Origin of the sequence: Flavobacterium johnsoniae (assembly GCF_001879205.1) — a bacterium.
Lineage (GTDB): Bacteria > Bacteroidota > Bacteroidia > Flavobacteriales > Flavobacteriaceae > Flavobacterium > Flavobacterium johnsoniae_A.
In genome coordinates, this window is sequence record NZ_MLFK01000010.1 from 347,963 (window position 1) to 364,506 (window position 16,544).

A 16,544-nucleotide genomic window follows, 5' to 3' on the forward strand; every position below is an offset into this window, starting at 1 on the left:
ATTAAACCGATATACTCGCAGATTTTCTAAAATTAAATCTGAATGAATCTGCTCGTTTGTTTGTCATTTCGATCCCGAAGCTTCGGGATCGAAATGAAAATACTATCTTAATTTCACGCACATTTTTAATTCTTAATCGATTTCTGCGTTATTATTTCAATGCTTATAAAATTTCAAATCAATCAAATCATTCTGGATTGGTTTCGGGTTCCAGTTTTGATGAATTGCCAATGCGGCTCCTAAAGCACTTGCCTGCGCCATCGAAGCGGCGTAAACCTCAACATCCGGGAAAGCCTCTGCCAGTAAATTCATGAAAATAGAATTTTTGCTGAAACCTCCGTCTACAAAAATTTTCTTTACAGGACTGTTATGAATAACTAAGTTAGTCGAAAATACCTGCTGTTCTACCAAATCCAGCATTAATTGATGATAGGCGATTTCGTAGCTTTTAAACGTCGAAAGGTCTCTTTTTTGAAAAGGACATTCTTTCAGTATATCAAAATTATACTTTTTAGGGTAAATAATCTGAAAATTCAATGCCCTTAAATTAGACACTACATTTTTATCGAAATAAACTTCTTTGTATGTATCAACCGGAACATTAAAGTATTCTGCCAATCGTTTTGTCTGCAGTTCGTGTTCGTTTCCTGCAAAAAGTCTTGCGGCTTTAACCGGCTTTTCTGTGTATTGCAGATAACACAAACAGTCGTTTTGCAGTTCTTCAAAAGTCAAAGATTTATTATTGAAAGGATTTAAGGAGATGCTCCAGGTTCCTGTTGATAATAAAACAAAAGGCTCTGTAAAGTTGATGGTATACGGAATTATAGCCGATGAACTATCGTGAAGCCCCGCGCCTACTGCCAAACCATCTTGATTTTTAATGATGTCTTTTCCATAATGAAAAGGCGGAATTTTACCATAAATGCCTTCATTTTTCAGCCATTTATGGTATTTCATTTTTTTGAAATTCCAAAGGTTGGTATGACAGCCCACACTTGTAATATCCGTATAAGCCTCATTGGTTAAAAGAAAACTCAAATACTGAGGCAGATGCAGACAATATTCGACTTTATCGAACAAGTCAGGTCTTTCTTCTTTTAGACGGTAAAGCTGCATTCCTGAATTTAAGCTTCCCAAAACCGGAGAAGCTGTTTTTACAGCAAACTTTTCCTTACCCTTATATTTGTTATAGAAGCCGTTTTTTAAATCCTCCGGATAATCTTTTAAATAATTATACAGAGGAGTTAAAACCTTTCCTTCTTTATCAATGTAGACAAAACTAGCACCATACGTGCTGAAATTAATGGCTTTTAAAACATAATTAGTCAATGCTTTTATTTCTGACAAGCGTTCAAAAATCCAGCTTTTAAGCACTTCTATATCTTCGCAGGGAAAACCGTCTTCGTCGACCGTTTCGTCTAGATTGACTGATTTTTCCCAAACAATTTTATAATTTTCATCAAATAAAAAAACCTTTTTGTTTGTTTTACCAATATCAAAAATTGCAACTACATTCATTTTTTAAATTGTAAATTGTGAGTTGTGAATTGTGAGTTGTGATTTTTGTTCAGTCTTTTTGTTAGATCATAATTCACAACTCACAATTCATAATTATAATCCTGTTGCTAATGTTTTTAATCCTCTTTCTCCAATTAGATTTTTTCTCACAGCCAGGCTTCTGTACAATTCAACCGGATTTAAAGCTGCTCCGGAACGCAGACGAGCTTCGGCAACAAGAGCGCGAACGTCTGTACGGAAAGCATTTTGAAGAATTTCCTGTGCTTTTACCACATCGTTTTCTTCTTGTGCTTTTTCTAACGCTTTTCTGTCAACAGAAAGTGCCTGAGCATAAGCAATCATAATCGCTTCTACAGACTGCAGTAAATCTTCTAACGGATCTTTAATATTATGAGAAGCATCGATCATCCAGCCTAAATCTTTGGCGTGGTTCATTCCTCTCGCATCCATTCCTTCAACCAATTCGTTGAAAATCAAGAATAATTGGTATGGTTTTAAGGCTCCGGCAGTTAAATCGTCGTCACCATATTTTGAATCGTTAAAGTGGAAACCGCCCAGTTTGTTTTCCATTAATAATAAAGAAACAATCTGTTCGATATTCGCGTTTGGCAGATGATGCCCTAAATCGACTAAAGTCTGCGCTTTATCGCCTAACTTTTTAACATACGAATAAGACTGCCCCCAATCTGCTACTGTCGTTGAATAAAAGTTAGGCTCAGCACATTTGTATTCTAAAAATAATTTCCAGTTTGAAGGCAGTGCATCGTAGATTTCCTCTAAGCTTTCTAATGTATTTTGATATGCTTTACGGAAGTTTAATTGTCCAGGAAAGTTAGAACCATCTGCAAGCCATATAGTTAATGACTCAGATCCTAATTCGATTCCGTGTTTTATAACTTCGATATTGTGTGCGATCGCCTGCTTGCGAACCGCTTTGTTTACGTTTTGTAATGAACCGTACTTATAGGTATGTTCTGAGTCTGCCTGATCCTGAAATGTATTCGAGTTCATGGCGTCAAATTTTAAATTATGCTGTGAAGCCAGTGCTTTTATGGCTTTATAATCCTGTGGAATGTCCCACGGAATATGAAGCGAAATAGCTCCTGAAGCATTGTTTAATTTGTGAAGCAGACCAACATCTTCAATTTTTTCTTCGATTGAGCGAGGTTCTCCTCCACCGGCAAAACGACCAAATCTTGTTCCTCCGGTTCCTAAAGCCCAGGATGGAATTGCAATTTGAAAGTCGATTAATTTTTGGATAACCGCCTCTGTATTATCAATTTCTGATGCTGTAAAAACCAATTTATTTTGGTGTTTCTTTAATAATCCCTCATTATGAGATTCAATATGGTTTGATCCGATTATCATAATACTTTTTATTTTATTAGGGTTTACAAGATATGCAATTTTATTTTATATGTGTACTTTTAACACATATAAATATAAACTGAACAATTTAGTCATTCTGTCTGCTCCCTGGTCTCGAGAAAAACCTATAATTGCAGATGTTTGAAATGGTTTTAATTATTTTCTAACTGTATTTCCTATGTTTAACTTTTATTCTGGGTTATAAGGTTTGTCTCGAAAATGTCTTCTAAAAAAAATCTAACGCTCGAAATCTCGAACGTTAGACCACAAAAAACCACTTTTGCTTAAACAAACTTATAAAAAAACTTAAATAATCTTTATCTATAAAAGCCCATTGCAACACCGCCGTCTACGTTTAATGCATTTCCTGTAGATTTACCAAGTAAACCTCCAACAAAGGCAAAACAAGCGTTTGCAATATCATCCGGCAATATGATTTCATTTAATAACGTACGTTTCGCATAGTAAGCCGGAAGTTCTTCAACCGTAACTCCGTATGCTTTTGCACGACCTTCTGCCCATCCGCCAGACCAAATATTGGAGTCTGAGATTACAGCATCCGGATTTACTGTGTTTACACGAATTTTATCGGCTCCTAATTCGGCAGCCATTAAACGTGTTAAGTGTGCCTGAGCTGCTTTTGCAGAACCGTATCCTGGATTATTTGGACCAGCAACTACTGCATTTTTAGAAACAATGTTGACAATATCTCCACCAAAACCTTGTTTACGCATTACTTCGATTCCGGCTTTAGAAACAATAAACTGCCCTTTTACCAAAATATCATATAATCTGTCCCACTCTTCAAGTGTATGCTCCGCAATAGATTTTGAAATACTGATTCCGGCATTATTCACAATAATATCCACACCTCCAAAAGCTAAAGAAGCCTGATCTAATGCTAATTCTGTACTTGCTTCATCCGTTACGTTTAATAAAGTACTTGCAACAGCATCTTTTCCAAAAGCTTTTACAAACTCAGCCGTAGCGCCTTCCAAACGCTCTTCGTTAATATCGTTGATTACTACGCATGCACCTTCCTGAGCAAATTTCTTCGCGATAGCTTTACCAATTCCGCCTGCAGAGCCTGTAATTACAGCAACTCTTCCAGACAAGGCTTTTGGTTTTGGCATACGTTGTAATTTAGCTTCTTCCAATAACCAATATTCGATATCAAAAGCTTCCTGGTGAGGCAGTGACGTATATTCTGAAACAGCCTCTGCACCTTTCATAACATTTACTGCATTCACATAATATTCTGATGCCAGACGTGCCATCGTTTTATCTTTCGCAAAAGTGAACATTCCAACTCCAGGATATAAAATCACAACCGGATTTGGGTCACGCATTGCAGGAGAATTTGATTTCTTGCAGGCATTGTAATAATCTTTGTACATGGCGCGGTAAGCTTCAAAAGCCGGAGCTAATTTTGCTTTAACCGCATTAATATCTGATAAATCTTCGTTTGGATCTAATTCTAATACCAGCGGACTGATTTTTGTTCTTAAAAAGTGATCCGGGCAGGAAGTTCCTAATGGAGCTAATTTTGAAAGATCGTTAGAATTGATGAATTCCAATACTCTCGCATCATCTGTATAATGACCAATCATTTGGCGTTCTGAAGAACAGAAACCTCTTAAAATTGGTGCTGCTTTTGCTGCTTTTAATTTACGGTCTGCTTCTGCAAGGCTTTCGATTTTCTGACCTCCAAAAACCGGACGTTTTTTTCCGTAGTTGTTTTCAAGATATTCAGCGCATTTCTCGATTACTTCCAGCGTATTGATATAACTTTCGTATGCAGTATCTCCCCAGGTAAATAAACCGTGAGAACCTAACATAATTCCTCTTAACTTTTTACCTTTCTTTTCAGCTTCTTCCAGACAGCTTCTTAATTGAAGCCCTAAGTCAAAGCCCGGACGCTGCCAGCCTACCCAGCCAATTTCTCCGTCAAATAATTCTTCTGTGATTTTGGCACCATCTTTTGCAGCCGCGATTGCAATTGCCGCATCCGGATGAAGGTGGTCGATATGTTTGAACGGAAGAAAACCATGCAGAGGCGTATCGATAGAAGGTGCTTTTGAAGCCAGATCGAAAATACAATGATTGAATAATTCTACCATTTCATCTTCAAACTCAATTCCTCTATAAACATTTTCAAGATTGCGAAGACGATCTAAATAAAGCGCTGCACAGCCTGATTTTGTCAATGTACCAATGTCACCGCCAGAACCTTTAATCCACATTACTTCTGAACTTGCACCCGTTAACGGATCTTTGTCAGTAATTTTTACTGAAGTATTTCCTCCTCCATAGTTAGTCAATCTTAAATCGGCTCCTAATAAATTAGAACGATAAATGAAAAGCGCTACTTCATCTCCTGCTAATGCTGCTGCTTTAGCGTCATCCCAAAGATAGCTTACATGCTTAAAATTCATAATTTTTGTATTTGTATTGGACGTTGTTATCATATATTTTTTTCAGTTATTTACAAAGAGTTTCCAATTCCGACCAAAACAATCGAAAGCATTATCAACCCAATTCCCCAAAGGAAAGTCCTGAATGTTTTTTTCGACACCCCAGACCATTCTTTTAAATAAAATCCCCAGAAGTTAGCCGTTAGAATAATAGTTGCCATGTGGAGAATCCATGAACTGGCTCCGTTTCCTAATTTGCTTTCGCCCATTCCGTAGAAGAAAAACTGCAGGAACCACATTGTTCCGGCCAGTGCAGAAAACAAAACGTTTTTAGTTATTGGTGTGGCTTTATTGGTATAATCGCCAATTGTTCTATTTTTGAAATTAAGGTACAAACACCAGATAAAATTGGTAGTCAAACCTCCCCAAAGCAAAACAATATAGGTTACGTTATTTTGAAACAAAGGATTACAGCCAAACTCAACTGCTTTTTCAGCCATTGGTTTTCCTGCTTCGATTCCGTAATTAAAAAACGAACTTAAAATTCCGGAAATTACCGCTACAGTTAAGCCTTTTGCCAAACTAAAATCTTTATCCTTGTCTTCGTGTCCTGTTGCAAAATCTTTTTCTTTCAGCATTCCTGCTTTTCCTGAAATAGCAATTCCTAAAAGACAGACTGCTACGCCAAGCAAAACCAATTGCCCTCCGGAAGTTGCCAGCATATCTGTAAAAGAAATTTTACCATCTGTTGGGTACAAATCGTAGTAAATGGAAGGAACCAATGCTCCAAAAGCAGAACAAAATCCTAAAGTAATTGAATTACCAAGTGACATCCCTAAATAACGAACGCCAAGACCGTATGTTAAGCCCCCAATCCCCCAGATCAATCCCATTGAATAAGTAAAGGCTTTGATAGATGGTGAAGCTGCAATAATAATATCTGTAAAGTTTGGAATCGTTAAATAAGCTGCAATTGGCGGCACGATTAACCAGGAGAAAAAACCGCCCACAAGCCAGTAACTTTCCCAGGCCCAGTCTTTAACTTTTTTAAAAGGCATATAAAAACTACCTGAAGAGAATCCTCCGATAGAATGAAAAATGATTCCTAATAATGATTCCATTTAATAATTTTGTTTGTGGTTAATTGTGATAGTTAATTTGGTTTTGTAAAATAATATAATGTAAAAATTAAAACTGTCCTGTACTATCCTTTATGATTCGGGTAAATTATGTTAAAAGTGCGCAGTAAATGCAAAGATCAATTCGATTATATTGGAAAAATAAATTTAAAAACCCTATTTTAGCAATCGATTTCGTAATTATATTATCTTCAGATTAGTATTCCAATAAAACGACTGACAGAAGATAAAATAAGCCTTATTTAATTTTTATTATTTGTAAGGAAAGTAATAAAATCAATACGTAAGCAGGTTTTTAAAACATGCTTTTATAAAATTACAATTAAAAAAATTATGTTTCATGGATAACCATAAACCTGATTTGCAAAATACAAGCATGATTAAATTAATTAAAATAGACGAAGATTCGAGGGTTCCAAAATACAAACAAATTGTAGACTCGATTTTGCAGAATATTGCCAATGGAAATTTAAAAATCAACCAAAAAATTCCTTCTATAAACAGCTTCAGCGAAGAGTTTTACATGTCTCGCGATACTGTGGAGAAAGCCTATAATATTTTAAAAGAAAGAAAAATTATCTCATCAATTAGAGGAAAAGGCTATTATATAACCCGCACAAAACTCGAATCTAAAGTCAATGTTTTGTTCTTATTTAATAAGCTGAGCGCCTATAAAATGAAAACTTACAGCTCTTTTATTAATACGCTTGGCGCAAATGCCCACACTGATCTACATATTTATCATTGCGATGAAACGCTGTTTTTAAATCTTTTAGACAAGTTTGAAGGCGCTTATGATTACTACGTAATTACCACCCATTTTAAAACAGATGAACTAAAACATTTAAGTTTTACCGATGAAGTTGCCAAAGCCATCCAGCGAATTCCGGAAGAAAAGCTGGTTTTAATGGATAACATCAAACTATCGTTAGAAGGCGAAATCATTAAAATTTATCAGGATTTTGAAAATGATATTTACAATGCTTTAAAAGAGGGCTTAGAAAAAATATCAAAATATAAAAAACTCATTTTAGTTTATCCGGATAAAGCCGTTTATCCTTATCCGAGAAGAATTCTACACGGATTTAGAAAGTTCTGTGTCGAACATGAAATCAACTTTGAGATCCTGAGCGAAGTTTACGACGATATGATCCTGAAAAAAGGTGATTTATTTATAACAATTGAAGAATCTGATCTGGTGAATTTAATGAAACAGATTCGGGATGAAGAATTTGTTTTAGGAAAAGACATTGGCGTTATATCCTACAACGACACACCCTTAAAAGAGTTATTAGGCATAACAGTAATGTCAACCGATTTTAATATTATGGGCGAAACCGCCGCAAGAATGATCTTGAATAAAGAAAAAGGACAGTTTAAAGTGCCTTTTAATTTTATTGATAGAAATTCTATTTAAAACTTTTATTGTTTAAAATAAGCAGAAAGTGAATGGAGATGTTTTTATATCTCCATTTTTATTATAATTAAGCAATTAGGTCAAAAATAAGTTTCAAATACAGGAGGAAATAAATCCGCTGAATACTGCTTTGAATTTCTACACCCTACAGTGCATGCGGAAAAAACGATCAAATTGACCACGCTTTTCAGCATAAGGCCGCTATCTGGTTTCGGTTCAAATTGACCACCATAAAATCTACTTCTTTTTCATGCTGTTAAACCATGGAACTGTATAAAACTACAGACTATGGCAAATAACAAACTAGACATAAATAAAATTAGAAAAGTCATAAGTTGCACTTACCGTGTCAAATTGTTTTGCTTCTATAATTGGAATACCGTCCCTATTCTTTAAGTATCTTTATACTACTACATCAAAACCATCGTTACTCCCATATCACCATTAGATTAACCCACTATGCCAAACTCTATATCTTCTATTAATGAACCCAAAAAATATCCATTATCATCTATTTTCTCTAAAAATTTGTTTTTTTGCGGTATTGTCACCTAATATTTGATAATAATATACCCAGTGTACCAAATGAAAATCTTCCAATAAACAAATGGATAATTGTTTAATTATATATAAACTATAATTCTAAACAAAGATATCATGAAAACACTTTCTAATCACATTAAAGAAAGCTTCACACCAGTAAAAGAGGAGCAACAAACAGTTGTAGAGAATCAAACTGACAACACGGAAGAAGTTGTTAATGAAGATGAATCTGTAGAAAAAGAAAAACCGTCTGAATAAGACGGTTTTATCGAAAATTTTTAGATTTATCTTCGTTTTGGTAACGAGCTAAAACAGAAAATACTTCATGAACTAAACTTTCTGAAGTGAATGTTTCCTGTTTGGTTTTCCAAACAATATTTTTCTCAGTATCAAAATCAAATTTACATTTATAACTTTTAAGTCTTCTCGGTTCTTCTCCAGGAAAATATCCGAAACCATTGGGGTTGGGATATCCTTTAAAAAATTGTAATTCTACTTCGCCGTGTTTTGCTGTATTGGTGTACGTACCTATTATTGATAATTTTGCAAAAAATTCATTACAGATAACAAATATAGAATCTCTATATGTTGCGGTATGAGTGAAATTGAAAAAAGTATTTTCATTATAAAATTCAATTTTCTCTTTTATAGAATCATAAATTTTCCCAATCTCACTCTCAAAAATTTGAGCACCTTCACGAGAATCCAATAATCTGTCTAATTCATTATTTAAAGATTCTTTTCTTTCTAATTCTTTTGCTAAATCTAATATTGGATCGATGTTGATGTTGTTTTCGAAGTCCGGAATTTCTCCTAACTTAGGTTTTTTAATTAAAGGTTTTCCATATATAATTTTTGACAATTCATACAATTTATTAATGTATTCTTTATCATTAACCATGTCATGGTATAACTTAGATTTCAAATGAATAGGAGAAGATATCTGCAAATTTCCTTCTCTTAAGATAGGAATGAATTTTATTTGTGAAATTGGTGAAGCGAAAATCTCTTGTGATATAATTGAAGTTTCGAATCCAACTCCTCTTTCTCTATTTTCTGCCTTTAGTTTATAATTTGGTGTAAGAATTACAAGAACTTTATCAGCTTCCGTAATTGATGTTTCCATAAAATGAGTCAACTCCTTTCCAGCGCTTAATTCATATTGGTCTAGTATTACATCAACTCCAAACTTAGACATCAAATCATTCGCTAATGTTTGTACCCAATCTTGATGTTCTTGACCATCCCAAGAATACGATATAAATACTTTTTCTCTCTTTAACATGATTTAAATTAAATTTACATTGATTATTCATTATTCATTTTTCCACTTTTCATAGAGCTTTTTCGTATTCCAAAATCTAGATGAAACGCCAAAACATTCACTATAATTATCTACAGCGTCGAATAAAACATCTCTATACTCTGTTTTCCAATCTCTGTCTGAAAGATAATTATGAATAATACAATATGATAAGCGATCTAATGCGTTTAAATAGTTTTCACGAGCGACTTTTATCTTATCTTGAAATAATTCTAATGTGTCTTCACTTAGTTCTTTCTCTGAAGAATTTATATCTATTCCATATTGACGTAAATCAAAATTACATCGATCTAAGTTTTCTTTACGTCTATTCATCTCACTTTCTAATTCCAGAACAGTCATTAAAGTGCTATTTTTTTGACCTTCTGCAAGATTTTTAAGTTGGAGCTTTACTTGTTTAATTTGATACCAAGCAACCCATAAAACACCTCCAGAAATAAAAGCGGAGAATATTGCTGATATTGCGCTGATCCAGTCTGTAATTGAAGGACAAATCATCTATTCAGTTTTGCCATTAATAATTCCATAACTACTTTAGCTTTATTTGAATTAGAAATAGAGTTTTGATGATCTTGAGATTTTGTTTCATAATCATTCTGATGCATTTTAAAGTAAGTCAGCATTTCAGGAATTGACACACCTGATAACTTTAAAATTGGAATAATTTGATCTAGAACAGAATTTATTTCTAGTGGAGAATCGGCTGATTTAAGTTTTTCAAAATACTGACGAATAATATCTTCTTTCATATAAAAAGGTAATTTTTAAAAAGCAATTTAATATTAAAAATGTCTCAATAATTAATCAATTTATAAGAGTTTTCAACAAAATTATAACCATAAATTAGTTATAGTAAAATGTAGCCAGCAAAAATAACCGCCTCAAATAAGACGGTTATATAATGATTTTTTACAACTACATGCTCAATATTCCTTTTGAAGCACCTAAATTATCTGTAAAATGTCGTCTTAAACCTGTCATTTGATCAAACGGTGTGAAAGAATAATTTCCTGCATATTGCTCTCCAAGTTTTGAAAGTTGATCGTTAAGCTTTTGTGCTTGTGTCGTTGCATTTTTCCAAGCATTTATATTAGCAGTTGACATTTTGCTCTTTTGAATACGATAAAGACCTAAAAACTTATCAAGATTTTTTGAATGCAGAACTGTTTGCTGAACTAATGATTTTAGCTTAATCTGATAATTATCTAATGAAGTAATGTAAGATGTATTCTTTTTCATTTCATTGAAAGTCCAGTTATCTAATTTTATTTCACAGGTTTTGGATTTGATAAAATAATAATTCTCATAATAAGCTTCATTTGTTTGGTAAACTTTGTACCCCTGTTTCTGAACGATTTTTATAAGTTCATTCGTTTTTGCGTAATCAGAGATATATTTGATGCTTTCGTCTTTTACAGCATACAATTTACCAGAAGAATCATTTTTGTAGATGCTATAAATTGTTTCACTTAAACTACCGTCATTGTTGTATTCTAACGAACTATCCACTAGCTCACTTTCGATATATTTCCCTCGACGGTCACCTCTTCTTGCATAACGATATGTAATTGGAGTAGCTGAATATGAACCGATGATTTCGTCATCATTTACAAGTTCATTACTCATAAATAAAAGAGGTCTTCTGGTTTCGATAATTGTGTCATGAATTATCCGTTGTAACTTCAAATCTTTTTCTTTCATGAGTTTACAGATGTCCTTTGTGATTGATAAAGAATTGTTTTCTTGACCGACTGTCTGTGTAGAAAATAAGAATGTAGAAATGGAAATAATCGCGTACGCGAAATGCATACAGTACTTTTGGTAGTGCTTTTTCATTTTTGTGGTAGTTAGGATTTATAAATGTTTAGTGAAAAAAGAAGCGTGGACAATTACACCAAGCTAAATCCTGGGCTACCACACCCTAAACAAGCAATGATGCAAAGCCACGCCATATCGGCGCACCTCACATACATTATTTGCTTGTTAAATCGAGAAGCAGCTGAGCTTCAGGGTGGTAGTTTAGATTTAGCAATAACGTAATTAAGCACGAATATTTTTACATTACAAAAATAGATAAAAAGGATAACGTGGAAAAACGAAAGAGAACAATGTTTTGATAGCTTATGAACATTGTTTTATTATAAATAACCTAAAACATTATTATCATGTACAAACTTCGGCTGTATAAATTTTTAAGTATCTTTATTCCTTACTATAAAAGGAAACTTATGGATGCAATATATAATGCAATTAAAAATGAATTTGACAATCGCATTAAAAACTATGAAAAGAGAGAATTGTTTAATTTGAACTTAATTGATAATTTAGGAAAGAGATATGCAATTAAATATTCTGGACTTTGTCAAGAAGTAGAGTTTTCGATTGAAGTTGACTATATTGACGAGCAAATAATTTTTTCACATTACATTGGCGAATCTTATTCCAAAGCTTCTTTTGAAGTAACAGATTTCATAAGATGGATAGTAAAAATGCCAAAAGAAGATTTGATAAAAAAAATAACATTCAATTTAAGCTATTAATCACACAACTTTTATTTCTCTTTGTTCTTAGTTGTTCCCCTAGTTAATGCACTATCATTGGCAGGACGTGCTCTCATAAAGCTTGCAGTATCTTCGTCTACAATTTTCTCTTTCGAAATATCCTTGATTGGCTTTTGGTTTAATGATTCCTGTATATGTTTAGATAGTGACTTCATAAATTTTTATGTTTTGATATTTATAAACTCTAAAATATGCTTTGTTAAAATATTGTATTTTATCGAGTATATTGTTCGTTTGTCGATAATTCAGCTCTTGTCATAATATTCAGCATAAAATATTTCTCCTTTTTATTATATTTGAATCTTTATAATTATTAAATGAAGAAAAAAGACAAGAAGTATATTATCGCTTTAAAGGAATACATTACAACAGCAGAAGCTAGAGTTAAATATTCTCTAGAAAGATTTGATATTTTAATTATATCACTATCAAGTGGCGGTTTAGCTTTAAGTTCTAGTCTCTACGAACATTTTACTAGTGGAGATAAAGATTTCTTGAATGTGGCTTGGATATTTTTTTCGGCAGCATTAATTATAAATCTGCTGTCGCAAATTACAGGCTATCATGCTAATAAACTTGATATTCAATGCACAAATATTGTAATTGATGAAATAAAAGGTAAAGTAGCAGAGGATACACACAAGAAATTGGACTGTATCAAATCCATTTGTAATTTTTTAACCTCTATGCTCAATGTCTTGTCATTTATATGCCTTACCACAGCAGTTGTATTAGTAGTCCTATTTGTTAATTTAAAAAAATAATTTTATGAGTGAAGACAGAAGTAAATCAGGTGGTGGAAATGGTAATGGAAATGGTAATGGAAGTGGAAATGGTAATGGAAGTGGGAAAGGTGGTTCTCAAGAACGTACAAAAACTGAACAAGGACAACAAATTGAAAAAGGTCAGGGATCAGGAAATAGACCAAAAAGAGATTAATTTATGAGTAAAGAAAAAGATAAAAATAAGAATGAGAGTGTAAAGCCTCACGTTAAAAAGAATGTTGTCGCATCAGCAGAATCTATAAATAAAAGGTCTCAGGCAACCAAAGAAGGTTGGAGTAAGATTGACATAAAAGGTTTGGGCGCTGGGACAAGACCTAAAAAATAAAAGCCAAAACTCCATATTATTGTGGAGTTTTGCATGCATTACTATTTACTTCTCTTAGTTGGAACTTTTATAGTTTCTACCTGAGTTGTTTTTGGATTCTTTTTTGCCTTTTCAATCGATATAAATTGTCCGCTTTCTGAATCTCTGCCAATTTTTCTTGTGGTTTCTTTCTTAGCCATAGCACTAATTTGTTTAAGGTTATTTGAGACAATGTATGTCAAAAACAACATTCTAAAAAGAGTATTTATACCTGATTTTCAAATTGCTATATTAATTTTCCAATCAAATCCTTGTATTTCAATCTTTCGTCACTGTTAATCAACGTAAAGTTAAACTGTTCTCCCACAGACATAGTTCTAATGTTATATCGATAGGCAAATTCATCACAATATCTATGCAAATGTTTGTCGCTCGTAAAGTGATATATTCCAACTATACCTCGTTTTAAAAGTCCCCAAAAACCTTCAATTCCATTCGTATGATATGCTCCTTTTTTAAACAGTCCTAAATTATGCTTAATAATTTCATGGCTATAATTTCTTTCCAGTCCTCGATATCCTCTCCATCCATCACTTACAATCGTAGAACCTTTCTTAACTTTCCCATCAATTATACCTTGTAGTGTTTTACCCTTCGTATTTTTTACTACTCTAGTAAAAACCACTCCATTATTTAACATTCCAAATACAGGTGTTTTGGTTTTTAAACTTCTACCTTGTGTATTATCAATCTTTTTCCCTTTGCTACGATTTTTGTTTTTCCCTCCAACATAAGTTTCATCAACTTGCGTTATACCATCAAATTCGAAATCGTCTCTCATTCTAACCGAATTTCGAAGCCTACTTAGCATAAACCAAGCCGTTTTCTGTGTTACACCAAGTTCTCTCATTAATTGATAACTACTTACGCCCTTTTTATTAGTCGTAAATATAAAAATCGCCATAAACCATTTTTGTAAAGGAATCGTTGATTTTTCAAAGATTGTTCCAATTTTGACCGTAAAAGGTAATCTGCAATCTCGGCATTTATAACGGAATTTGCCTTCTGTTCTTCCTTTGATTTTGTAATGGTTATCACGCTGGCTTCCACAATGTGGACATATTGGTTCGCCATTCCATCGAAGTTTTTCTAAGTGTTCACGACATGCTGTTTCTGAGTTTAAAGTACTCATCATGTCAAATACTGATTTAAAAATCTTAGCAGTATTAAGTTCAATATCAGGATGTTTGCTCATCTTTGTTTTATTAAAAATAATACTTTTTGGTTTAATTGGTAAGTTTTTTCTTATCTTTCTTAAACAAGTTGTTAACAATTTTACTGGGTCAGGGAACACAATTTGTGCAGGTTTAGGAGCTTCTTCTAGCCTCCATTTAATAAGTAAATATCTTAGAATATCTTCCCAAGCATCTTGAATTGAAGTTGGTTCGAAAGTGGAATGGATTTCTTGATAATCAATTTGTGAGAAATCGAATACTTCGGAACATGATATGAAATCGTATTTTACAGTTGCCATAATTTTCTATTTAGAATTATGGCGAATTCAACAACATTTAAAAATGAAATGGATTTGATTTGAAAAAGCTTGAAATTGAGTAATTTTTGACTACTTGTAATTGTGATTTTATACTCCTATTTTTACAATTTTTAAAAATTGAATTATGACAAAAAAGATATTTATTTCCTATAGTTGGGGTACTATAGAATACCAAGATTGGGTAGTAAACTTGGCAAAAAGATTAATGAATGACAGTGTAGATGTTGTACTTGACAGATGGGATTTAAAAGATGGAAATGATGTCTTTCATTTCATGGAGAGTATGGTTAAGTCTGACGATATTTACAGAGTACTAGTTTTATGTGATAAGAATTATAAGACTAAGGCAGATAATAGAGATGGTGGAGTAGGAACTGAAACGCAAATAATTACGCCAGAAATTTATAAAGATCAAAAACAAGAAAAATTTATACCCATTGTTACTGAAAGAGATGAAAATAAGAGTACATATCTCCCAATATTCTTAAGTTCAAGAAAGTATATAGATTTAAGTAATGAAGAATATTTCGAAGAAAGTTATGAGGAACTTTTAAGAAATATTTTAGATGCTCCTTCAATACCGAAACCAAAGTTGGGCACAAAAGTTCCCGCATACATAACTGATTCAGCTGTAAATAATACTGCCACAAATTCAATTTTACGAACATTAGAAAATCAATTGCAAAAATTCCCAGAAAAAGTAAATAGTTATTCGGATAGTTTTATTGAGACATTTTTAGAGTCGCTTCTTGATTTTCAATTTAAGAGTTCATCTTCAGCAATTGATGTTTATGGGAAAGAAATATTAGATAACATTTACTCTTATAAAGTCTTACGAGAAGATTTTTTAGATTTTTTGTTAATTACTACTAAACCAGAGTATAATTTAGACGTTGAAATATTAATCGGATTTTTTGAAAAGAAAAATCAATTTACTAATCCAAAAGATCGTGGAGGTTATAATAACTATGATTTCGAAAATTTTTCTTTTATTTTTCAAGAGCTTTTTCTTTATACAATTGCAATTTGTTTGAGAAATAAGAACTATAAATTAGTTGAAGAATTACTATACTCCAAATTCTATTTTATAGACAGTTATTCAGGAAAAACAGAAGCAAAAAGTTTTACTGAAATTTACAAATACAATGATAGCATTGAAAACTATTTAAAAAGAAGTTTTAACAAAATAAGTGGATTTGGTCATTTAATAATTACAAATCTATGTGAAAAGATAAGAAAAGAAGAAATTATTTTTGCGGATGTATTTTGTCATTTTATAGCCGATTTATATCCGAGCAATAATTACAGAGATAGATGGTTTCCTCGAACATATATATACAAAGAGTGGTATAATACTTTTGATTTTTTTGACAGATTAACTTCTCAAAGATATTTTGAAAAAGTAAAAGGCATTTTTAATGTAGAATCTAAGGAAGAATTTCAAAAAATATTGAATGATTATAAAAATAGTAAAAATGGAAAAGATAGAATCAGATTTGAAAATTCTTTCGATTCGTTACCTTATTTACATGAAATGATTGACATAGATAATATAGCTACTAATAGATAAATTAAAAAATCCACTTTTTCAAGTGGATTTTTTAATTTTGGTACCA

General features: G+C 32.5%; 18 protein-coding genes. 7 read left to right on the top strand and 11 right to left on the bottom strand.

Annotation, left to right across the window (positions count from 1 at the left end; genetic code table 11):
• Nucleotides 1–156: 156 nt before the first annotated feature.
• The 4 genes from BKM63_RS20420 to rhaT form a co-directional block, all read right to left on the bottom strand.
• The gene (locus BKM63_RS20420; protein WP_071638421.1) at nt 157–1,518 is read right to left on the bottom strand and encodes an FGGY-family carbohydrate kinase; all 1,362 of its coding nucleotides are present in this window, start codon (nt 1,516–1,518) and stop codon (nt 157–159) included.
• A gap of 93 nt (nt 1,519–1,611) precedes the next feature.
• Nucleotides 1,612–2,886, bottom strand: coding sequence for a TIM barrel protein (locus tag BKM63_RS20425; RefSeq protein ID WP_071638422.1), 1,275 nt, complete (start codon nt 2,884–2,886; stop codon nt 1,612–1,614).
• Nucleotides 2,887–3,203: 317 nt separating this feature from the next.
• Nucleotides 3,204–5,321: a bifunctional aldolase/short-chain dehydrogenase gene (locus tag BKM63_RS20430; protein ID WP_123907098.1), complete on the bottom strand. Its 2,118-nt coding sequence runs from the start codon at nt 5,319–5,321 to the stop codon at nt 3,204–3,206.
• 50 nt (nt 5,322–5,371) lie between these two features.
• Nucleotides 5,372–6,421 (bottom strand): L-rhamnose/proton symporter RhaT, encoded by a 1,050-nt coding sequence (rhaT, locus tag BKM63_RS20435; protein WP_071638424.1) that lies wholly within the window; start codon nt 6,419–6,421, stop codon nt 5,372–5,374.
• A 394-nt stretch (nt 6,422–6,815) separates the two neighbouring features.
• Here rhaT and BKM63_RS20440 point away from each other — a divergent pair, with 394 nt between their 5' ends.
• Together BKM63_RS20440 and BKM63_RS23700 are read left to right on the top strand one after the other, a co-directional pair.
• Nucleotides 6,816–7,856, top strand: a complete 1,041-nt coding sequence (locus BKM63_RS20440; protein WP_071638500.1) for a GntR family transcriptional regulator — start codon at nt 6,816–6,818, stop codon at nt 7,854–7,856.
• 657 nt (nt 7,857–8,513) lie between these two features.
• Nucleotides 8,514–8,657, top strand: coding sequence for a hypothetical protein (locus BKM63_RS23700; RefSeq protein WP_165608790.1), 144 nt, complete (start codon nt 8,514–8,516; stop codon nt 8,655–8,657).
• A 7-nt stretch (nt 8,658–8,664) separates the two neighbouring features.
• Here the strand turns inward: BKM63_RS23700 and BKM63_RS20445 are convergent, their stop codons facing one another.
• From BKM63_RS20445 to BKM63_RS20460, 4 genes are all read right to left on the bottom strand, one after another.
• Nucleotides 8,665–9,684 (bottom strand): toll/interleukin-1 receptor domain-containing protein, encoded by a 1,020-nt coding sequence (locus BKM63_RS20445; protein WP_071638425.1) that lies wholly within the window; start codon nt 9,682–9,684, stop codon nt 8,665–8,667.
• Nucleotides 9,685–9,714: 30 nt separating this feature from the next.
• Nucleotides 9,715–10,221: a hypothetical protein gene (locus BKM63_RS20450; RefSeq protein ID WP_071638426.1), complete on the bottom strand. Its 507-nt coding sequence runs from the start codon at nt 10,219–10,221 to the stop codon at nt 9,715–9,717.
• The gene (locus tag BKM63_RS20455; RefSeq protein WP_071638427.1) at nt 10,218–10,472 is read right to left on the bottom strand and encodes a hypothetical protein; all 255 of its coding nucleotides are present in this window, start codon (nt 10,470–10,472) and stop codon (nt 10,218–10,220) included. Before BKM63_RS20455 ends, BKM63_RS20450 begins: the two co-directional genes overlap by 4 nt.
• A gap of 166 nt (nt 10,473–10,638) precedes the next feature.
• Entirely contained in the window at nt 10,639–11,532 is an 894-nt protein-coding gene (locus tag BKM63_RS20460; RefSeq protein WP_123907099.1) for a hypothetical protein, read from the bottom strand.
• 419 nt (nt 11,533–11,951) lie between these two features.
• On the opposite strand from BKM63_RS20460, the gene BKM63_RS20470 reads away from it, so the two are divergent.
• The gene (locus tag BKM63_RS20470) at nt 11,952–12,263 is read left to right on the top strand and encodes a hypothetical protein (RefSeq protein WP_071638430.1); all 312 of its coding nucleotides are present in this window, start codon (nt 11,952–11,954) and stop codon (nt 12,261–12,263) included.
• An 11-nt stretch (nt 12,264–12,274) separates the two neighbouring features.
• Here the strand turns inward: BKM63_RS20470 and BKM63_RS23705 are convergent, their stop codons facing one another.
• Nucleotides 12,275–12,439, bottom strand: a complete 165-nt coding sequence (locus BKM63_RS23705) for a hypothetical protein (RefSeq protein ID WP_165608791.1) — start codon at nt 12,437–12,439, stop codon at nt 12,275–12,277.
• A gap of 162 nt (nt 12,440–12,601) precedes the next feature.
• Here BKM63_RS23705 and BKM63_RS20475 point away from each other — a divergent pair, with 162 nt between their 5' ends.
• Genes BKM63_RS20475 through BKM63_RS23715 form a run of 3 tightly spaced genes read left to right on the top strand, consistent with a single transcriptional unit; the run spans nt 12,602 to nt 13,394 of the window.
• A complete protein-coding gene (locus BKM63_RS20475; RefSeq protein ID WP_071638431.1) occupies nt 12,602–13,048 on the top strand; it encodes a hypothetical protein in 447 nt (148 codons plus the stop codon).
• Between the two features lie 4 nt (nt 13,049–13,052).
• Nucleotides 13,053–13,223, top strand: coding sequence for a hypothetical protein (locus BKM63_RS23710; protein WP_165608792.1), 171 nt, complete (start codon nt 13,053–13,055; stop codon nt 13,221–13,223).
• Nucleotides 13,224–13,226: 3 nt separating this feature from the next.
• On the top strand, nt 13,227–13,394 hold the full coding sequence (locus BKM63_RS23715) for a hypothetical protein (protein ID WP_165608793.1): 168 nt from the start codon (nt 13,227–13,229) through the stop codon (nt 13,392–13,394).
• A gap of 41 nt (nt 13,395–13,435) precedes the next feature.
• Here the strand turns inward: BKM63_RS23715 and BKM63_RS23720 are convergent, their stop codons facing one another.
• Both BKM63_RS23720 and BKM63_RS20485 read right to left on the bottom strand, forming a co-directional pair.
• Complete coding sequence (locus BKM63_RS23720) at nt 13,436–13,573, bottom strand: hypothetical protein (protein ID WP_165608794.1); 138 nt, start codon at nt 13,571–13,573, stop codon at nt 13,436–13,438.
• A gap of 86 nt (nt 13,574–13,659) precedes the next feature.
• Entirely contained in the window at nt 13,660–14,907 is a 1,248-nt protein-coding gene (locus BKM63_RS20485; protein WP_242661203.1) for an IS1595 family transposase, read from the bottom strand.
• A 145-nt stretch (nt 14,908–15,052) separates the two neighbouring features.
• On the opposite strand from BKM63_RS20485, the gene BKM63_RS20490 reads away from it, so the two are divergent.
• Nucleotides 15,053–16,498, top strand: coding sequence for a toll/interleukin-1 receptor domain-containing protein (locus BKM63_RS20490; RefSeq protein ID WP_071638433.1), 1,446 nt, complete (start codon nt 15,053–15,055; stop codon nt 16,496–16,498).
• The last annotated feature ends 46 nt before the right edge of the window (nt 16,499–16,544 follow it).